The organism is Neorhizobium sp. 2083 (genome assembly GCF_031455615.1).
In the GTDB taxonomy this organism is placed as follows: domain Bacteria; phylum Pseudomonadota; class Alphaproteobacteria; order Rhizobiales; family Rhizobiaceae; genus Neorhizobium.
Window position 1 is genome coordinate 89608 of record NZ_JAVDTC010000001.1, and the last position, 19760, is coordinate 109367.

Below are 19760 nucleotides of genomic sequence, written 5' to 3' on the forward strand. Positions count from 1 at the left end.
GATGCCATCGCGCCAGATTCCGAAACTCTACATTCCCTCCGATGCCACCGAGGCGGCGATCCGGGCAGCGCATGCGGCGGCGGTCGCGGCGGGCGGCGGCGGCACCATTCTGCTGCCGGATGCGGTGATTGCGCTGACGGAACCGTTGCCGGTCGCGTCCGGCATCGGTTACCAGGGGGTGCAGCCCGTGCTCGACTATCTCAACGACACCGTGCCGGACAGCGGATGGAATTTCGTCGGCGGCACCGTCCTTACCGGCAACGGATCGTTTGCGGCTTTTGCCGCCAACGATGCCGATCTCGGTTCGCCGCACGCTGACATTACCGACGATTGCATCACCGGGTGGCACTGCGAGAATATCGGCTTTACCGGGTTCACCCGGGCGATCAGCATCGGGGCGACCAACAATATCGGGCTGCAGTTTTCCACCATCCACGATCTCTTCATCCGCGACTGCGGCGACTGGGGAATGTTCCTCGCCAACTTCATGCATACCGATGTCTCGCGGATCTGGACGCATCTCTGCGGCAACGGCCAGTATTACGGCGCCCTGCTGCCGGCCTCGACGCTGATGCCCGGAAACAGCCGCTTCGATTCGCTCTTCAACATCATCCCCGCCGATGGCCGGGACAACCGGCTTTGCCGGGGCATCGTGTTCGAAGCGGGCGGCAACGGCGCACATCTCAACGAAATCTATGCCGACCGCATCCAGAACAACGCCTTCAACCGCGCCGAGCTTCGGGTCAATGCGACATTCACGAACGGCTCGGCGAACATCGCCGTTGCGGACGGGAGCAGGTTCGGACCGCGCATGCCGGTCGCCTTCACGGCCAGCAATCACGGGGTCACGGCCGGGCGGGTCTATGTCGTCCAGTCGGTGAGCGGCAACACGATCAAGATCGGAAACGCGTTCACCTCTCCGGCCCTGACCGCCTCCGGCGACGGCACGCTGACGCTTTCATCCTGGGGCATGCCCTGTTTCGAGCTGGCGTCCCGCAACGAAGGCGCCTTCGTCTCCAATTCACGATTTCTCGGCGTGGATGCGGAAGGCGGCTCCGGCGCGGGTATCTATGTCGAAAACGCGCAGGGCTGCGACTTCAACATTTCCGAAGTGCCGGGCGACCGGAATGCCGACATCGTCGGGCGTAGCGCGGGCTTCAGCCGGTTCTACAGCGGCAACACGACGATCACCGATTTCGACGCAGCCTCGGCAACCAGCCAATTCCACGGTGCTCGCGGAACCGCCCGTCAAGCAATGCTGGCGGGCTTGTGGACGGACCACACGCGCAACGGATTGGCGGCGTTCAACATCCGCGGCGACGCCTGGGAAAATCAAGGCGATCTGGAGGTCAGGGGCGGCAACAGCTTCATCTATCCCCGTTTTGGGATGGGCATGAAATCAACGCTCAAGACCGCGAACACCACGCTTCATCCGCTGGATGCCGGGCTCGTTACCTTCGAGGCCTCGTCGCCGCTCGTCTGCACTCTGCCCGGGATTACCCACGCATCGGATGCGTCCTCGCTGGTGGGGCTGCCTTTTCACATCGTCAATGCCGGATCGGCGGACCTGACCGTGAATACCAACGGCACGCAGCTCCTCAACAAGATTTCGGGCAAGACCGCCTACACGCTGAATGCTGGCGAAAGCCTGCTGGTTGTGGCTGCCGAAGGAGCCGGTTCGACACTCTTCTGGGCCGCATTTCCAAGCGTCGGCGTTGCGTAAAGCATCATGTCAACTCAACCGGGCTGTCGCTTCAGAGTGGCAGTCCGGTCAGCCGTGCCAGCGCCGCACGCTTCTCCTCAACCGTCGGGAGCAAACGGATCGACCGGTCGAATTCCAAGACCTTCGCGCCGACGAGGAAACGGTACCAGCAGCCCTGCAGGACATGGTAAACCATCCCTTCGCGGCCATCGAGGAAGCCGAGCTGGCCGATATAGCGAAACAGGAAGTAACCCAGCGCGGCGACGGGAAACGGGAGCCGGTTATACATATGGTCCTTAATGAAACGCTTGACGGAAGCATGTCGCGGCGACGCTTCTCTGGATAAATCCAAGCCTTCGCGAAACAGGCCATAACGCCGGCCGAGCACGTCCGCGGCTTCGCGGGTCGCATAGCCATTGTGCTTGGCGGTGAAGAAGCTGAGATCGTTGAGATTGTGATCGAAGAAAGGGGCATCAAAAAGCACCGTCCGACCCTGCCTTACCACGATATGCTCGTCCATCCAGCGGTCCTCGATTCGCCCCTGTCCCCGCCGCCAGATGCGGGTAAGGATCAGCGGATAGCGCCCGCCATGGCGGATCCAGCGTCCAAGAAAGATGTGGCCTCTCCTTAAGTCGACGCCTGTAATATCTGCGGCGAGACCGGGCAGCTTGCCCAGGATCTCATCAGCCAGATCCGGTTCGACCACTTCGTCGGCGTCGAGTCGCATGATCCAATCGGCGGTGATCGGAGCATTGTCCAGCCCCCACTGGAATTGCCGCGCGTGACTGACCCACGCATGGCTCAGGACGACGGCCCCAAGCGACCGGGCAATCTCAACGGTCCTGTCAGTGGAGAAACAGTCGATGACGAAGACTTCGGAGGCGAACGGCGCGACACTTTCAAGCGCCCGGGCGATATGGCGCTCTTCGTTGAAGGTGAGGATGAGGACGGCGAGGCTGACCATTCGGCAACGTCCAGCCTACAAACCTGGCCGCACCGGAAGGGCGGGCCTGTCTTGCTCGAAGCGCCGCCGCAATTTCCTCGCCGGATTGCCGGCATAGATCGTCCAGGGGTCGAGATGGCGAAACGTGACGGCGCGCGCGCCGAGCACGGCGCCCTCCCCGCCGATGACGCCCGGGCCGACGAAGGCCTCCGCCGCGATCCAGGCGTTCGTGCCGACGGTGATCGGCCTGGTGACGAGCTGGAAATCGGCATCGTCCACGTCATGCGTGCCGGTGCACAGATGCGCGCCCTGGGAGACAGTCGCCCGGGCGCCGAGTTCGATGCGGTCCATGTTGTAGCAGGTCACATCTCTTCCGAGGCAGGCATGCGCGGCCATGGCTAGGTTCGGCGGATACCAGACCTCGACGCCGGGATAGATCCGCGCCGTTGGGTCGATCCGGGCGCCGAAACAGCGCAGCAGGAACCGGCGCCACGCAAACAGCGGCACCGGCGTCCAACGGCCGAGAAGAACCCAGACGCAGGTCCAGGCGAGCCGGAACAGGCGATGCCGCAGAGGAAAACTTGGGTCGCCCAGACGCGGATTGGTTGTCTTTGCGTCAAGCGGCCTCATGAAGTCCTCGCCCGGAGATGGAGTGCAGAAGGGTGACGAGATCGCGTGCGGCTGCCTCGATGCGGAAATGCCTCTCGAAGCCGGAGCGGGCGTTTGCACGCATGGCGTTTTTGCCGTCGTCCGAAAGCGCGAGCCATGACTGGAGAAGGTTTTCGATGCCTTCCAAACTGTCCGGCGCGACGAGGCCGGCTCCGCTCGCCTTCACTTCGCGCCAGATATTGACCTTGTCGGTCATGAGAACCGGCGTTCCGCAGGCCATGGCTTCGGCGACGGCAATGCCGAAATTTTCCTGGTGCGAGGGCAGGACAAAGGCTTCCGCGGCGCGGAAGGCACCCCATTTGGCCTCCCCGACCAGCATGCCGGGCCAATGGATGCGATCGGCGACACCCGCCTTGGCGGCCCGGGCGATCAGTCTCGACGTCAGCCCGGCTTGGTCCGGTCCGGCGATTGCCAGGTGGAGGCCGGAAGCGGATGCGGCGACTTTCGCAAACGCCTCGACGAGGAGATCGCAACCCTTCTTCGCATGGATGCGGCCGAGGAACAGGAGGAAGCGCCTGTCCTTCAATACCGGCAGAAGCCGGTGGAACGCGGCGAGCTGATCCTCCGTTTGCGCCGGCGGAGCGGACGTGCCGAAGGCGACGACGCGTTCCACGTAACCGTCATCCCGGAAAACGCCCCGCGCCCGGCGGCGCTCTTCCTCGCAGGTGAAAAGAACGGCGGCGGCGTCCCGCAGGACCCTGCCCTGCCGCGCAAACCAGAACGCCTGCTTGGCGAGGTGTTTGAGCGGGTAGGTTTCGCGGAACCAGGGGTCCATCATGCCATGCGCAAAAACGACGTAGGGCAGGCCTGACCGCTGGAGAGCCGACCAGCCGCCGACCGAGGCGTGGTTCCAGAGGCCGTGTATGACCGCCGCATCGAAACGATGCGCGTTGGCGGCGATCCAGCGCGCCAAAACCGGCGTGTATCCGTATCTGCGGATCCAGTGCCCGCAGGCATGAACGGGCAAGGGAAAATCTCTCAGGTAACGCGCGGAAGGATTGTCCAGAGTAACGACTTCGATCGCATGCCCAAGACGCGCCATTTCCAGTCCGCCGAGCCTCAGCGCTTCGATCGGTCCGCCGGTTCGGGGATCGGCACTGGCGATGATGTGGAGGATTTTCATGCCAGGCCCCCGATCAGTTCTTCGAGATTTTCCCTGAAATGCCGCAGGAGATAGCGGGTCCGCACCTTTTCGGCCCCCGCCTCCCCCATCGCGAAGGCTCGGTCTGGGTCGTCGAGCAGCAGCGTCATTTTCGCGGCAAGCGCTTCGATATCGCGCGGGCCGACGGCAAAACCGTCGATTCCGTCGGTGACGATCTCCGCGGCCGCGTCCCCGGTGCCGCAGATCACCGGCAGCCCGTGCCGCCAGGCTTCGAGGAAGACGATGCCAAATCCTTCCTTGGACGACGGCATGGCGAACAGGCATGCCCTGGCATAGGCTTCGGCCAGTTCCGCATCCGATATGCGGCCAAGGAATTCGACCCTGTCTTCAACGGCGCGTTCGCGTGCCAGCGATGCGAGCTCCCCCTTGAGCGGCCCTTCGCCGACGACCTGGAGAGTGCATTCCACATTCCGGCGCTTGAGCAGGACCATCGCCTCGATCAGGGCGTCGATATTCTTGCCGCGGTCATGCAGGTCCAGCCGGGCGACGGTCAGGATATTGCGGCTCCCCTTTTTGGGATCGAGCCTCCGGTCGATGTCGTCGACGGCGTTCGGAAATATCCTGAACCGCTCTCCGGGCAGCCCGAAGGCGTGTTGCATCCGCTTTGCCGTGAAGGCGCTGACGGCGGCGATCCGGCTGAGGGCTCTTGCCATGGCCGGCTCGTAAAACCGCATCCGGCGATAGGCGGGGTCGTTCCAGACCTCGTCGCCGTGGACAAACAGCACGAGCCTGATTCGAGGCGCCAGCAACTTGCAGACGAGCGCGACCGGCAGGAGGTTGATATGCCCGAGGAACAGAATCCGGCAGCGGCGGGCGGCGGCGATCGATCGGAGGACGAAACCGAGGCGCCGAGGGCCGAAGGCGGTGATCGCAGCCGGGGCGATGTTTGGAATATCGGCCGGGCGATCGCGCATGACATGGACGATCGGGCCGCTCCAGCCGTTTTCGTCTGAGATCGCTGCGAGGGCTGCGACAAGGCGCTGGTTGAAGCGCTGGATTCCGCCGATCCGGCCATAGGTGTCCAGGGCGAGGAAAAGAACGCCGGTGCCATGTCCTGTCGCCGGCTTCATCCTGCGTTGCCTCCGGCCCGCTTGAGGACGAGGACCTGTTCAATGATCCGGCGCGCCAGGACCTGGTTATAGGTCCCGTTCGCGAATGTGCGGCGATGCCCGGCATCGGCGATCCGCCCACGCCTCCCGTCATCGGCCAGAAGCTGCCTGCAGATTTCCGCGCAGTCATCCGGCCCTTCGAAGAAAACGGCCTCCTCATCCTGCCTGTAGAGCTGGTGATGATGCGGGGTGCGCGGGGCGCACATGGCGGTGCCGATCGCGGGGATCTCCGTCGAGCGCGTGGTGTGAAGGTCCGCGTTTGCACCATTCAGCAGCACCAGGGCGATTTTCGCGCCGGCAATCGCCCGGGTGTAATCGGTGCCTTCAAGGTGATCGGAGCGAACAAACGGGTGGAGCAGCCGATATTCCGGCGCTCTTTTCCATCGGGCCCCGTGGATCGCGAGCGGCACGCCCTTTTCGATCAGCCGCGCCATGAAGGCGCCGCGCCCCGGCATCCAGGTGCCGACGAAAACGACGTCGGACGACCAGCGGCTTTTCTCCTCCTGCGTCAGCGACGGAGGGCGATGCATGATTTCGTCCGCGCATTGCCAGATCGTGTCGATCCGCCTCGCGCCTCTGCTGACCATCATCGCTTCGATGCCGTCGCGGCAAACGCCAATGGCCAGATCATAGTGCGGCAGGGCGCGGCGAAGGATATTCCAGCGGAGGCGTTCCGGGGACGGGTCCACAAACGGATTGTCCGCATTGTAGTTGACGATCACCGGCGCCGCCTTGCGGATCGCCTTCAGGGCGGCTGGCCCGACGACGTCGCCGCAATCGACCAGCGCAAAATCGAAGTGCCGTTCCCCGATCCGCCGGCCGAGCTCCTTTGCCACGAGATGGTCGATGCCGGGGCCGCCGGCGCGGTTCAGCCACAGCGCCCAATGGGGAGGGAGGCACGCATAGGGCGACAGATGCAGGACATCGGTGCCGACACGCCCGAAGGCCGCCGCGCGCTGCAGGCTGGTTCCCGAATCTGCACCGATATAGAGGAGCCTCATCGCAGCTTCACGCCCCTCGTCAGCCAGAATATCGGCACGTAAAGCAGCACCGTTTGCGGCAGCGCCCGGACGAGATTGCCGGCCTGGACCGCGACCGATTCGTCCATCAGACCGTTCATGAAGAAGCGGGTGATGGAGATGCAGGCCAGGGCCGAAAGCAGCACCCGCCCTCCCCGCATCCGGGTCAGGAGCGCATCGCCGACGATGAAACTGGCGAAGGCGAACATCGCAAAGACGGCGACGTAGAATGCGCCGAAAACGACGAAGCCGTCCGCGATCGAGGAGCCGGTGCGATAACTTCCCAGCTCATCCCCGGTGACGAGGAAATTGTAATAATCGCCCGACGAGAAGGCGCTGTTCGACTTGTCGAGTTCCGGCGCGACGACGTTCAGAACCGGTGCAGGAAGCAGCAGCAACAGCTGGTTGAGGGCGTTTTCGCGCGCCAGACCCTCCCCGGTCGGCGACAGCGAAAGCCCGAGGGCGATGTTGTGGTCGATATATTTGGTGGCGACGAAGCGCGCCAGAAGCGGGTTGTCGACATAAATCTCGTTATAGCTTCCCTCGGCCAGGATCCGGTCAATCTCTCGCCTGGACCGCAGCGCTTCGCCGTCGAAATAAGCGCGCATGGTCGAGAGGACGAGGTCTTGCGACGAGATGTCGGAGCGCTCGTCGCGGGCAATCACCATGGCGGTCGCGAGATCCGAGAGGATGCCCGCCGGGATGGGGCTGAAGAGGACGGCGACCGACATCCAGATCACACGCCGCCTCGTCAGGACGAAACGTCCGATCGCAACCGCGATCACAAGGCAGATCAGCACGGTCAGGATGTTGACCGCAAAGGCGCCCCGGCTGTTGCGCGCCAGCGCGATATAAAGCGTCAAGGTGCAATAGGCAGCCAGCGCCAGCCAATTGACCCGACGCCTGAAGTCCGGCGGATCGATGAGCCAGGCGGCAACAGGAATGAGGAAGGGCGCGACGGAGAATTGCGACAGGCCGGCGAGCAGCTTGAAGGCAATGTCGCCGAAATTGTCCTGTCCCCAGCGGTCGGCATTCGTGTACCAGGACGCAAACGAGCCCAGCAGCCCCATCCACCATAATTGCCGGTTTGTCGGAGAGCGATAGACGCCGAGCGGCGCAAATATCCTTCGGCTGATCGTGAGGGCGATCGTCCGCATCACCCTCGACCGTGTGTAGAACCAGTGCAGCGCCACCGCCCATAACTGCAGCAGGGCGAGCACAGAAAAGGTCGCGACCGGCGCTTCGAGGTTGAAGATGACCGGTTTCCACGCCAGAGCCTGAACGACAAGGGCGGCCAGGGTCGAATGGATCTGAAAGCCGAGCACCACCACCGTCGAGATCGGATAGCGCTCGATCCGTCTTGGCCTGGTGCAGTAGGCGACCACGCAAGCGCCTGCCAGTCCGGCTGACACGGCGCAGAACACGTTGGTTATGTCCGGCGATATCCCCACCTGAACTATCGCGCCGAGCAATACCGCCGCCACCAGACCCCAGCGCGCCCTGGCGACGTAACGGGAATTGCCGCTGCGTTGCCGCGGCACGGAGCGCGTGCCGAATACCGCATTGTCGCCCGCCAGACCTCCGCTCCCCATCATGGCCGATCCTCCATGAGATCGGCCGGCCGCCGGGCGAGGTTTGGAATGCGATACAGGAGCATGGTTCGCGCGTCAGCCGGCAAAGCCCTGTAGGTCGCCCAGGCCGCCGCAAAGGCGCCGATGACGGCCGGAATGGATGACCAGACGGTCGATTGAGGCCAGGCGACGGTGGCGAACAGGCCGGAGATGATCGAGATGCCGCCGCAAACGGATGCGGCGAAAGCACGGACCGGCAGGTTCGACCGCAGCATCCGGGACACGGAGCGAGCCGCTGCGGCATAGATCACGAAACCTGCAATCTCGGCCGCCAGCAACGAGAAACCGGCTCCCGCCAGCCCCCATGAAGGCAATGTCAGATAACAACCGGTTGCCGTGAGCAGCAGGGACACGCCGTTCGCGACGATCGGCGGCAGCAGGACATTGTTGCCGCGGACGATCGAAGCAACCGGCTGGGCAAGACCGTAAACGATAATGCAGGCGCAGAGCGAACTGAACAGGATGGGATCGAGGCGGAAGCTGCCGCGCGTCCACCACAGGAAAAAGCCGGGCGCCACCCATTGGAGCAGGATGCAGCCGGGGCCGACAACGGCCAGTACGAAGAGCCAGCTGAGGATGACGGTGGTTTCCGCAGCCTCGTGCCTCCCTTCCCTCAAATAACGCATAAGCTCCGGCTCGATGGGGCCGGCCAATGCGTTGATGCCCTGCATGGCGATATTCGACAATGTCCGGGTCGCCGTGAACGCGCCGAGAAGGCCAACGCCGGCAACCGGCGCGATCAGCAGCCGGATGCCCTGCTGGCTTGCGACGGCGATCAGTTCGCGGAGCGATACGAGCAGGCTGCTGGTGAGATTGGAACGGCTTCTGCGCAGGTTCGGCATGGCGAAGCCGATCTTCTCGCGCCGCCAGAGACGATAACAATCGAGATGCACGCCGATATTGATGACGACATTGGCGACCGACGAAGTGATGACGGCGTCGAGGACATTGCCGCCGGCGACGACAGCCATCAGGGCCGCAAGGTTCACGCCGGCCAGCAGCGCAAACCGCCACCACGCCATTCTCGCGTAGTAGCCGAAGGGGATGAGTGCGCGACCAAGGATGCCGCCTATCGAGCCGGTGAGCAGCCAGGCAAGGGCGTAAACGATCATCGCGCTCGTGAGTTCGCCGATCAGTTCGGCGGAGACGAAACCGCCGAACAGCGCGTCGGCCCATCCGAAGGTCGCGACGGCCGTCCAGAAGCAGAGCAATGACGCTGCGAGGAAAATGGCGGCGGGCACGGAGGAGAAGAAGTCGAGCCTGACGGTCTCACTAGTGCCGAGGCGCTGGAACTCGTAACCGAGATAGGTCTGATGGCCAAGGTCGAAGGCGATGGACAGGGAATAGAGCGCCTGCAGCAGCACCCAGAGCCCGAACTGCTGCGCCGACCAACTGCCCAGCATGATCGGCACGCTGATCGTCTGGACCAGGATATTGCCGCCAAGCAACGCCCCGTTGGCGATCGAACCCGAGATAAGCCGTACTGACACACTCATCGAAAACGCGACCTACGGCTACACGGTTGACCTTTTCAATATTTTCCGCGCGACGATGCGGACGTCCGTCGCACGGTCGCGAAGCATGTTTTCCAGAAAGTCCACGAAGCCCAGCGGCGCTGTTTCCTGGCTCGGGTGCATGAATGACGAGGCGAAGGCGGGCTGCCTGCCGGGAAACCGGATCGCCTTTGGCCAAAACAGCGGGGTGACGGGATGAAGATAGGAATGGCCGGGCGTCCATCCGAGCCATTTCAGCCGAAACCACTTTTGCGCATTCACCTGGTGCGCATGTCCCCAGCTGGTGACCTTCTCCCACATCTCGGCATCGCTCAAAACGTATCCGTAGTGGTAGCAGGGTTCGTCGACGAGGATGGTCGGCGCGGCGGTGGTCCTGCGCGCCGTCTCGAAGCGGACGCCGCTTGCGCAGCGGATCGCAAAACCCGCATTGACATCGCGGATCGAGCCCCGGCCATTGGTCAGGACCAGCTCGGGCGTCTTCCAGAAATTATGCCATGGCGTCAGAATGCGATCATGGCCGCGGTCGAGCGCCATGAATTCGAGCAGCCTTTCCCAGGAAAGGTCGGAATAGAATTCGTCGGCGTCCTGGATGACCAGCCAGTCGAAACCTTCGCCGACGGCCCTGTCGAGGCAGTCGTTGCGGGTATCCTCCTCCGTCTCGAAGTCGCTGGAAATCACCTCGATCTCGCAATTCACCCCTTTCAGGCGGGCGGCGGCGATCGCCTCCTCCACCTTCTCCCGGGTGGTCGGGTTCCTCCTCGAGGCGCGCGAACCAGGCGCATAAGCCCAGGGACGCTCGGGGCGGACGATAAAAACCTTGTCGACGAAACGGCCGCAGTTCTCGACAACGTGCGGCAGAAAGCGATCGACGTTGTAGGCGAGGATGTGGCCGGCGATCCTCATGGCCCACCGCCGTCGATCAGCTGCCGGATGGCGATGATGGCCGGCCGTTTCGAAAGGCTCTGGACCAGAGCCATCCGAGCATGCGGCAGCAATTCGTCCCGCTCGGACCTTGCGCGGAGAATGCAGGCCGCAAGGCTTTCCGGGTCGTTGGGCGGCGTCAGGTAGACGGCCTCCTCGACAAATTGCGCCAGTTCGGTGCCTTCGTCGGCGGTGACCAGGACGGGTTTTCCGGAGGCCAGCATGCCGCCGAGCTTGGAGGGAAGCGCCAGGTCGGCGGTGCTCCTGTCCTGCGGCAGGACATGCAGGTCGGGCATGTTGAGGAGAGCGTTCAGCCGCGCATAGGGCTGGAAGGGAAGGAAACGGACATTGGCAAGATGGCCGTAACGAGCCTCGAGCTCCGGTTTCTGCGGCCCATCCCCGGCGACCACGAAATGGATATGCCGCTCGTCCTCAAGATGTTCGGCCGCGTCGAGAAGAACGTTCAGGCCCTGTTTGGCGCCGATACTGCCCGAATAAAGGACGACGAAATCCTCGGGCCCGAAGCCGAGTTCCGCCCGATAGGGACTGATATCCTCCATCGGATGGAATTGCCCGAGATCCACCCAGTTGCGGACCACGGACACTTTTGCGTCCGGCACGCCTTTCAGGACGAGGCCCTCGGCCATGCGGTTGGAAATGGTGATCAGCCGGTCGAACCTGCCGAGCACGCCGCGCTCGAAAACATGGCCGAGCGCCTTCAGCCAGGGCCTTGAGTTCAGATGCCCGACGGCGAATGCGGCATCGACTTCCATGTCATGGACATGCAGCACGGTGCGCGCGCCGATCAACCTCGCGGCAAGCTGGGCCACGGGGGCCGCAAACAGCGTCGGCTCGACGCAGAAGACCGTTGCCGGGCGGCGACGCAGGATCTGCCAGAAGACGACCGGTGCCGAGGTGAGCGCAAAGGACAGCGGCGCCAGCAGACGCCAGATGCCCCGCATCTTCCGCCGCAGCATCAGCGGTGCCCGCAGCACCGTGATGCGTCCTTCGGCTGTTGCGGAAAAACCATTCCTGTATCCGGGCTGGACCGCCCAGCCAGGATAATGCGGCGGCGTCGTCACCACCGTGACGTCCATGCCCTCGGCGGCCAGGTATTCGGCGATCTCGCCGGTATATTTGCCCACGCCGGCGGTTTCCGGCGCGTAGTTCATCGCATAGACGACCACGCTCTTGCGTGGCGATGTGGCAGCTACCGTGGCCAGCCCCGGTGCGGCGTCGAACGTTTGTTCGCATTCGTCGCTGAGGGGCTGGGCGGCGGCTGTCATCAGGCAGCATCTCCGCGTTTGCGTTCGAGATACTCGCCCTTGAGGAAGGCCCGGTAGGCATCGGTTATGCCCTCTTCCAGCCCGATCCGCGGCGACCAGCCGAGCGCCCTGAGCTTGTCGGCACTCATCAGCTTGCGCGGCGTGCCGTCGGGCTTTGTCAGGTCATGGGCGATATTTCCCTGGAAGCCGACGACCTTGGAGACCAGCTGGGCGAGCTCCAGAATGGTCACGTCCTCGCCGGATCCGACATTGACATGGGTTTCGGCCGAATAGGTCTTCATCAGGTGGACGCAGGCATCGGCGCAATCGTCGACATGCAGGAATTCGCGGCGCGGCGTGCCCGTACCCCACACCGTGATGTCCGCGAGGTGCCCGGTTTTCGCCTCATGCGCCTTGCGGATCAGCGCCGGCATGACATGGCTGGACTTCAGGTCGAAATTGTCGCCGGGGCCATAGAGATTGGTCGGCATGGCCGAAATGAAGTCATGGCCGTGCTGCTTGCGATAGGCCTGGCAGAGCTTGATGCCGGCGATCTTGGCGATCGCATACCATTCGTTGGTCGATTCCAGCGGGCCGGTCAGAAGCGATTCCTCGACGATCGGCTGGTCGGCGAATTTCGGATAGATGCAGGAGGAGCCGAGGAACATCAGCTTCTCGACGCCGACCCTGTGGGCGGCCTCGATGATATTCGCCTCGAGGATGAGGTTGTCGTAGAGGAAATCGGCCGGATAGGTGTCGTTGGCGAGGATGCCGCCGACCTTGGCGGCCGCCAGGAACACGGCATCCGGGCGGTTCTTCTCCATCCAGGCCTCGACGTCAACCTGACGCGTCAGATCGGCGTCGCCGCGCGTCGCCGTCAGGATCTCGCAACCTTCCGAGGCCAGACGGCGGACGATCGCCGAGCCGACCATGCCGCGATGCCCCGCGACATAGACCTTCTTTCCCGCAAGGCTGTAGATCGTCTCAGGCATGGGAGAGCCCCTTGTTGCCGCCCGAGGTCGGAACATTGCGCGCCATGACCTTAAGGTCTTCCCGGACCATTTCGGCGACGAGCTGATCGAGATTGGTCTCGTGCTTCCAGCCGAGCTTCCGGTGCGCCTTGGTGGGGTCGCCGATCAGAAGGTCGACTTCCGTCGGGCGGAAATAGCGCGGATCGATCGCCACGACACATTCGCCGGATGTCGTGTCGTAGCCCTTTTCGTCGACGCCCTCGCCGCGCCATTCGATCGGCATGCCGACCTTGGCGAAGGCTTTTTCGACGAAGGAGCGTACCGTATGGGTCTCGCCGGTTGCGAGCACATAGTCGTCCGGCTGGTCCTGCTGGGTCATCAGCCACATGCCGCGCACATATTCGCGGGCATGGCCCCAGTCGCGCTTGGCATCGAGATTGCCGAGGAAGAGGCGTTCCTGCAGGCCGAGATGGATGGCGGCGGCGGCGCGGGTGATCTTGCGGGTGACGAAGGTCTCGCCGCGGATCGGGCTTTCGTGGTTGAACAGGATGCCGTTCGAGGCATGCAGGCCATAGGCCTCGCGATAGTTCACGACGATCCAGTAGGCATAGAGCTTGGCAGCGGCATAGGGCGAGCGCGGGTAGAAGGGGGTCGTCTCGCTCTGGGGAACTTCCTGCACCTTGCCGTAAAGCTCGGAAGTGGAAGCCTGGTAGAAACGGGTCTTCTTGGAAAGGCCGAGCAGGCGGATCGCTTCGAGCAGCCGCAGCGTGCCGGTGCCGTCGGCATTGGCGGTATATTCGGGCGTCTCGAACGAGACCTGCACGTGGCTCTGGGCCGCCAGATTGTAGATCTCGTCCGGCTGGGTTTCCTGCACCACTCGGATGAGATTGGTGGAATCCGTCATGTCGCCGAAATGCAGCATGAAGCGCGGATCCTCGACATGCGGATCTTCGTAGAGGTGCTCGATGCGGTTGGTGTTGAACGAGGAGGAGCGCCGTTTGATACCATGGACCGTATAGCCCTTCGCCAGCAGCAGTTCAGCAAGATACGCGCCGTCCTGGCCCGTCACCCCGGTGATCAATGCTACCTTGCCGTTGCTCTTCACATTTCCAGTCATGATATCCCCCTAACGGAACCCGTCAGTCTTTAAGTGAAACGTGCGCGTCAAAGCGCGCAATGTGCCAGTCGCGAGTGCTGGGAACACCGTTGTGATGCCCCCCGGAATGCGGCGAATCCGAGACATACAGTGATTCGTACCATTCGGGGCTTATGCCAAACATTGCAGCCAAGCGCTTCAGAAAAGATCATCGGCAGTCGTCGGGGTCCTTCCTTCTCGTTTCCGTTCTGGTTGGGATGGAGTGCCGGCCCTACGCGGGCCTTTGACCCGGCATCGATAGAACCGGCGCCGGATCAGGACGTGTCTTCGTGGTAATAACGCGCATAGCGGGATGCGTAATAATCCGGTGATCCATATCCCTCGTACAGTTTCATCCTGCTGCCATCGACCTTGTTGAGCATCACGCCGAGGCACCGGCCGGCGATCTGCGGTTCGGCATTCAAGGTGTCCTTGACCGCCTTTCGGGATGTCCCGCCCCATTCGACGACCATGACGAAGCCGTCGACGCGTGACGCGACCGCCCTCGCATCGACGACCGGACCGAGCGGCGGCAGGTCGAGAACGATATAGTCGAACTCGGCGCCAAGCTGTGCCAGCAGCCTCGCCATCGCGGACGACGCCAGAAGTTCGGACGAATGCGGCATCCGCCGCGTCACCACGGCCGGCAGAAATTGCAGGCCGGTATCGGGATCCGCCAACATCACGGAAGCCGGCACCCGGGCCTCCAGCAGGACTTCGAGCAGTCCCTCTTCCGCATGCGAACCGAGCGCCCGTGTCACGCCCGGATTGCGCAGGTCCGCATCGATCAGCAGGACCCTCGCGCTTCTGGCGAGCGCCTGGGCGAAATTCATGGCGATCGTCGATTTCCCCTCGCCGGGCAGGACAGAGACGATACCGACGACCTTGCAAGGTTTGTCGATATGGACATCCGCGGCGATCCGTGCGCTGCGCAGCGTTTCGGCAAAGGCGGAGGACGGATGCTCGGTTGCAAAACCGGACATTTCAGTTGTCCGCCAGACCTCCCCTCTTGCCGGCCCGGCGGGCGGCCTCCTGCCCGGCGGCAGCTCCACCAGCGGTACGGAACCGAGATATTCGAGGCCCAGAACATCTCTCACCTGTTCGCCGGTACGGAAGAACCGGTCCCGGAATTCTCGAAAAGCCCCGGCCACGCCGCCGGCGGCGCAACCCAGCGCGAGGCAGATCGCCAGCACCAGCGACAGCCGCGGCTCGCTCGCACCCGCCGGCGGCACGGCACGGGAAATGACGCGTGCTTCGGTGACGGGGAAGGACTGCTGCTGCACGGCCTCCTGATAACGCTGCAGGAAGGTCTGGTAGAGGTTGCGGTAGGTTTCGGCGGAACGTTCGAGTTCCCGCAACTGCACCTGCGTTTCGCCCGCGGCGACGCTGACATCGGTGGCGTTGCGGACCCCTTGGTTGATCTGGCGCTCGCGGGATCGCGCGACTTCGAGTTCGCTTTGATAGCTCCGGGCGATCCGCCGCAGTTCGTCGAACATCAGCCGGTTATATTCCGTCATTTCCTGACGCAGGCGGACGGCCTGCACATGGTCCTGCCCCAGCCGCCTGGAGATCTCGGCCTCCCGCCTCGACGATTCCAGATATTTTTCGCGCAGCGAGCCGATCACGGAACTCTCCAGCGCATCGGTCACGACCGCATCCGTGTCGCCGCTCGCGATGATCGCCTCGATGCGGTCGGAGCGGGCCCGGGCTCTGGCGGTGTCGGCCCGTGCCACGATCAGCGCGCTGTTCAGTTCGGCAAGCTGCTGGTCGGAGACGAGCTTGTCATTGGCGGTGACGAGGCCGTTGGCGGCGCGAAACCGCTGGACCGCCAGATCCGATTCCAGCGAGCGCTGCCGCAATTCCTCGATGCGCCGCTGCAGCCAGTCGCCGGCCCGCCGCGTGGCATCGTATTTGGCATCCAGCTTGTCGGTCAGATAGGCATCGGCGATCGCGTTGGCGACCGCGGCGGCAAGCTGCGGCGATGTGGCGGTGTAGGAGATTTCGAGGACATAGGAACGCCCGACGCGCGCTACCTTGAGATTGTCGAGAAGTTTCGCGAGCGCCTGACGGCGTTTCGCCTCGATCTGGTCGAGACGCGACTGGCCGTCGCCTCCCAGCCATTGCCTGAGGTCGAATATCGACCGCATGGCGGATGCCGCCGCAAGCACCAGGTTCCGGCGGCCCGCCATGAAGTCCGGATCATCCTGCAGCTTCAAGCTGTCGATCGCCGACACGCCGATCGTCTCGGACCGCAGCAGTTCGACCTGGCTGAGGACCGATGCCTCGTCGTCCAGGACCCCGCCGATCGTCGACAGCTGTTCGACGACCTGCCGGTTGCCGCGGTCGATCAGCACGCTGGTTTTCGCCGCATATCGGGGCGTGGCGGTCAGCATGTAGCCGATGCCGAGTGCCACGAAGACCGCGACGCACAGGCCGGCCACCCGCCACTGCCGCCGGACGCTGGCGATCAGGCCATCCAGATCCAGTTCGGGAACCTCTTCCTCAAGGGGGTCCTGCCGGTGGCGCGTCAGAAAAACAGGCCGCTGGTTCATCGCGTTGCCCCATCGAGGCCCGCGTTGCGGAGAACCGATCCCGAGCGGCCGCAAGCGGCCTGAATGTCAGTCGCGCCAGGCATCATGGCTGCTCGCAATATCCCGGGTGGAAGCGGTGACCGAATTGAGAATGGTGAGGAATTTCACGAGCTCGACCGCATCGGCCGTCGATACATAGAGTACGTCCTTGTCCTGCATGGGGAACTGCTGGACGGCGAAGAAGGCGGCCGGATCGCGCAGATTGGCGCGAAAGATCACCGGCACCTCGCGGCCCTTGAAGCGACTGACGTCGACGCCGATATCGCGGAGAAGATCGCGATCCGCGACGCGGTAAAGAAGGACCGATCGCGGTTCGGCCTTGTCGTCGATCAGGCCGCCGGCCTTGGCCAAGGCTTCGCCGAGCGAAAGGTCGGAGTCCTCGAAATCAAATCGTCCGCTTTCGCCGGTCAGGCCGAAGGCGAGGAAGGTCCGGCGATTGCGACCGACGAAGATCGTATCGCCCGGATAGACGTAGATATTCTCCTGCGGACGATCGCTCAGCGTCCGATACGCGACGGTGACGTTGCGGCCGCGACGCTGGAGCGAGACGGTCGCCTCCCCGGCGGGCACGCTCAGGCCGCCGGCCTCGGAAATCACGTCGACGATACGCTCGCCGGCGGGGCTGAGCTCGATCTTCTTCGCCTGCTTGACGTCGCCCAGGACGGACGCGCCCATCGACCGGCTCGCCACTGTCGAGATCACAACCTGCGGCTCGATGGCGCGATTGGCCAGCCGTTCGGCGATATCGAGCTCTACCGCATCGACCGGGTGTCCTGCCGCCCTCACCTTGTTCGCGTATGGAACGCTCAGCATGCCATCGCGACCGATCGTCTGGTTGGGCAGGGTGATGTAATTGCCCGGGCGGGCACCCGCATCCGCGGGGATGAACAGACCGCCGCTTTGCGCCTCGAACACCGAGACCTGAACGACATCGCCGATGCCGAGGGTCAGCGGCGGGGGTGCAGCACCGCCGACGCCGAAACCGGCGCTCAGGCTCGGCATCGCGGATTTCGGCAGATGGGCCAGGACATTGCGATTGATATCGACAAGCGCGTAGTCGATACCGGCCTTGTTGCCGGTTGTTGCAAAAGCCTTCACGGTTGCATTGGCTTCAACGGCGCGTGGATCCGGGCCGGACCGCGGAATCCCTGTGCAGCCGGACAGAAACGCAACAGTAGCAAGCGCTAGAACCACACTCAAAGAACTCAACATACGCCCCGCCACACAACCCAAAGTATGGTATCGGTTTAGCCGGCAAGCGAACCCGGTGATTCTCGGGGGTAAATACGCGACGAATCAAAATTCGCGATAGTGTGGCAAATCAACCACATGGATGGTTAATCAATTTTCGTCCACAGAATACATGCGGGACGGCGCTGCAGCTGTCGCACGGTCTTGTTCAATTCCGAAACCCTCTCACATATGGCCCCGGCGATCCCGTTCAAAAATCCGGAGGCTTCGGACGTTGTTAACACTCCATCGGTCATCCACTTCTCATTGTCGGCGGGATCGTCCATAGCAGGCGGATGGCGGGAAGCATGCGAAATTTGAAGGACTGGTTTTCGAGGCGCCGCCGGGCCGAACCGGTCAGGCCTCGCCGCCGCCGGATCGACCTCGGCCAGAACCCGCCGCCCTATCCGATCTATGCGATCGGCGACGTGCATGGCTGCCTCGACGAACTCAGGGATGCCGAGGCGCGCATCGCCCATGACATGGCGGTGAACCATCGTCCCGGAATGGTGGTCCTGCTCGGCGACTATGTCGACCGGGGCCCCGCTTCGGCCCATGTCCTCGAGCACCTGATCAGACCCAGCCAACACGGCCTGAGGCGGATTCCGCTCTGCGGCAACCATGACGACATTTTTTCGAAGTTCGTGGACGACCCGGAACGTTATTCGGAATGGCTGGGAATGGGCGGCGAACAGACGCTGCTTTCCTATGGCCTGGACCCGTATGGTCTGGGCACCCGCGGCAAGAGGCAACGCGCCAAGCTAGGCGATCTGCTGCTGGAAACCGTGCCGGTGCCGCACCGGAAGTTCCTCGCCAATCTTCCCGTCAGCCTCACGGTCGGCAAACTCGTTTTCGTCCATGCGGGCCTGAGACCGGGCATCCCGCTGCTGCAGCAGAGCGATGAGGACATGCTGTGGATTCGTGAGGCGTTTCTCGCCACGGGACCGCAACTGCCGCTTCTGGTCGTCCACGGCCATACGCCACACCCGGAGCCTGACCTCGGGCCCGGCCGGATCGGCATAGACACGGGAGCTTATTATTCCGGCCGGCTGACGGTCCTCAAGATCGACGGCGGGCGATTCTCGTTCCTGTAAGAGACCGAGGATTTCAGAACCGGCGCCGGTACCACCAGAACAACAACGGCTTGATCGACGAGCCGAAAAGCCCGAGCCCCGTGATCGAAAAGCCGAAATAAACCCGTGGCCTGCCGCCATCGATCGCGCGGACGATCCGTTCCGCCACCGCCGTCGCGGTCCAGGGCAGGACCGTTCCCATGACGATTTTCGCTTCCCGTGGCCGGGTCAGCAATTCCCTCTCGAACTGCGGCGTGATCGTATCCGGTGGGTAACAGATCGAAATGTGGACGCCGGAGCCTGCAGCCTCCATGCCAAGCGCTTCGGCAAACCCCGTCAACGCCGATTTGGAAGCGCAATAGGCGGCATAACCATAGATACCGATCAGGGCCGCGCCTGACGACACCATCATGATCCGGCCTTCTCCGCGCGATTTCATACCCTTGTAGACGGCGCGGACGGCATTGGCGGTACCCATGAAGTTGGTTGTCACCTGCGCGGCAAACGCCTCGCTCGACAGCGTTTCGAAGCTGCCGGGCTCGACGATGCCTGCGCACGTCACCAGCACGTCGCAGGGTCCGAGCACCGCTTCCGCTGCGGCGACGGCTGCCGACAGATCGGCCTCGTGGCCGACGTCGACCGCTGCAATATGAATGTCGGCGTCCGAAATCTGCGCCGCCGACAGAAGTTCCTCGCGGGCTTTTTCAAGCCTTGGGGCATCGCGGGCGATCAGCGTCAGCCGCGCGCCACGCGCGGCATAGAGCCTTGCGACCTCCAGGCCGATACCGCTCGATCCGCCGGTGACGATGACATGCATGATCTCGT

At 63.4% G+C, this 19760-nt stretch carries 16 protein-coding genes; 2 read left to right on the forward strand and 14 right to left on the reverse strand.

Annotated features, from left to right (window positions below; translation table 11 throughout):
* Position 1 precedes the first annotated feature (1 nt).
* Positions 2–1723: a hypothetical protein gene (locus tag J2X76_RS00475; RefSeq protein WP_310211905.1), complete on the forward strand. Its 1722-nt coding sequence runs from the start codon at positions 2–4 to the stop codon at positions 1721–1723.
* Positions 1724–1754: 31 nt separating this feature from the next.
* Here the strand turns inward: J2X76_RS00475 and J2X76_RS00480 are convergent, their stop codons facing one another.
* From J2X76_RS00480 to J2X76_RS00540, 13 genes are all read right to left on the reverse strand, one after another.
* The gene (locus tag J2X76_RS00480; protein ID WP_310211907.1) at positions 1755–2666 is read right to left on the reverse strand and encodes a glycosyltransferase family 2 protein; all 912 of its coding nucleotides are present in this window, start codon (positions 2664–2666) and stop codon (positions 1755–1757) included.
* A gap of 15 nt (positions 2667–2681) precedes the next feature.
* On the reverse strand, positions 2682–3275 hold the full coding sequence (locus J2X76_RS00485; RefSeq protein WP_310211909.1) for a putative colanic acid biosynthesis acetyltransferase: 594 nt from the start codon (positions 3273–3275) through the stop codon (positions 2682–2684).
* Positions 3262–4437, reverse strand: coding sequence for a glycosyltransferase (locus tag J2X76_RS00490; RefSeq protein ID WP_310211911.1), 1176 nt, complete (start codon positions 4435–4437; stop codon positions 3262–3264). Before J2X76_RS00490 ends, J2X76_RS00485 begins: the two co-directional genes overlap by 14 nt.
* Positions 4434–5546, reverse strand: a complete 1113-nt coding sequence (locus tag J2X76_RS00495; RefSeq protein WP_310211914.1) for a glycosyltransferase family 4 protein — start codon at positions 5544–5546, stop codon at positions 4434–4436. The genes J2X76_RS00490 and J2X76_RS00495 overlap by 4 nt, the downstream gene beginning before the upstream one ends.
* Positions 5543–6586: a glycosyltransferase gene (locus J2X76_RS00500; protein ID WP_310211917.1), complete on the reverse strand. Its 1044-nt coding sequence runs from the start codon at positions 6584–6586 to the stop codon at positions 5543–5545. The genes J2X76_RS00495 and J2X76_RS00500 overlap by 4 nt, the downstream gene beginning before the upstream one ends.
* Positions 6583–8199, reverse strand: coding sequence for a hypothetical protein (locus tag J2X76_RS00505; RefSeq protein ID WP_310211920.1), 1617 nt, complete (start codon positions 8197–8199; stop codon positions 6583–6585). Before J2X76_RS00505 ends, J2X76_RS00500 begins: the two co-directional genes overlap by 4 nt.
* Positions 8196–9731: a hypothetical protein gene (locus tag J2X76_RS00510; RefSeq protein WP_310211923.1), complete on the reverse strand. Its 1536-nt coding sequence runs from the start codon at positions 9729–9731 to the stop codon at positions 8196–8198. The genes J2X76_RS00505 and J2X76_RS00510 overlap by 4 nt, the downstream gene beginning before the upstream one ends.
* An 18-nt stretch (positions 9732–9749) precedes the next feature.
* Positions 9750–10652, reverse strand: coding sequence for a hypothetical protein (locus J2X76_RS00515; protein WP_310211926.1), 903 nt, complete (start codon positions 10650–10652; stop codon positions 9750–9752).
* Complete coding sequence (locus tag J2X76_RS00520; RefSeq protein ID WP_310211928.1) at positions 10649–11956, reverse strand: WcaI family glycosyltransferase; 1308 nt, start codon at positions 11954–11956, stop codon at positions 10649–10651. The genes J2X76_RS00515 and J2X76_RS00520 overlap by 4 nt, the downstream gene beginning before the upstream one ends.
* Positions 11956–12927 carry a GDP-L-fucose synthase gene (locus J2X76_RS00525; RefSeq protein WP_113130283.1) on the reverse strand — a complete coding sequence of 324 codons (972 nt, stop codon included), beginning with the start codon at positions 12925–12927 and terminating at the stop codon, positions 11956–11958. The genes J2X76_RS00520 and J2X76_RS00525 overlap by 1 nt, the downstream gene beginning before the upstream one ends.
* Positions 12920–14023, reverse strand: a complete 1104-nt coding sequence (gene gmd / locus J2X76_RS00530) for a GDP-mannose 4,6-dehydratase (RefSeq protein ID WP_113130284.1) — start codon at positions 14021–14023, stop codon at positions 12920–12922. Before gmd ends, J2X76_RS00525 begins: the two co-directional genes overlap by 8 nt.
* A 293-nt stretch (positions 14024–14316) precedes the next feature.
* Positions 14317–16593, reverse strand: coding sequence for a polysaccharide biosynthesis tyrosine autokinase (locus J2X76_RS00535; RefSeq protein ID WP_310211936.1), 2277 nt, complete (start codon positions 16591–16593; stop codon positions 14317–14319).
* 66 nt (positions 16594–16659) lie between these two features.
* Positions 16660–17841, reverse strand: coding sequence for a polysaccharide biosynthesis/export family protein (locus J2X76_RS00540; RefSeq protein WP_405029959.1), 1182 nt, complete (start codon positions 17839–17841; stop codon positions 16660–16662).
* Positions 17842–18170: 329 nt separating this feature from the next.
* Between J2X76_RS00540 and J2X76_RS00545 the strand changes: the two genes are divergently transcribed.
* Positions 18171–18956, forward strand: a complete 786-nt coding sequence (locus tag J2X76_RS00545) for a metallophosphoesterase (protein WP_113130287.1) — start codon at positions 18171–18173, stop codon at positions 18954–18956.
* A gap of 13 nt (positions 18957–18969) precedes the next feature.
* Here the strand turns inward: J2X76_RS00545 and J2X76_RS00550 are convergent, their stop codons facing one another.
* Entirely contained in the window at positions 18970–19755 is a 786-nt protein-coding gene (locus tag J2X76_RS00550; protein WP_310214646.1) for an SDR family oxidoreductase, read from the reverse strand.
* Between the last annotated feature and the right edge of the window lie 5 nt (positions 19756–19760).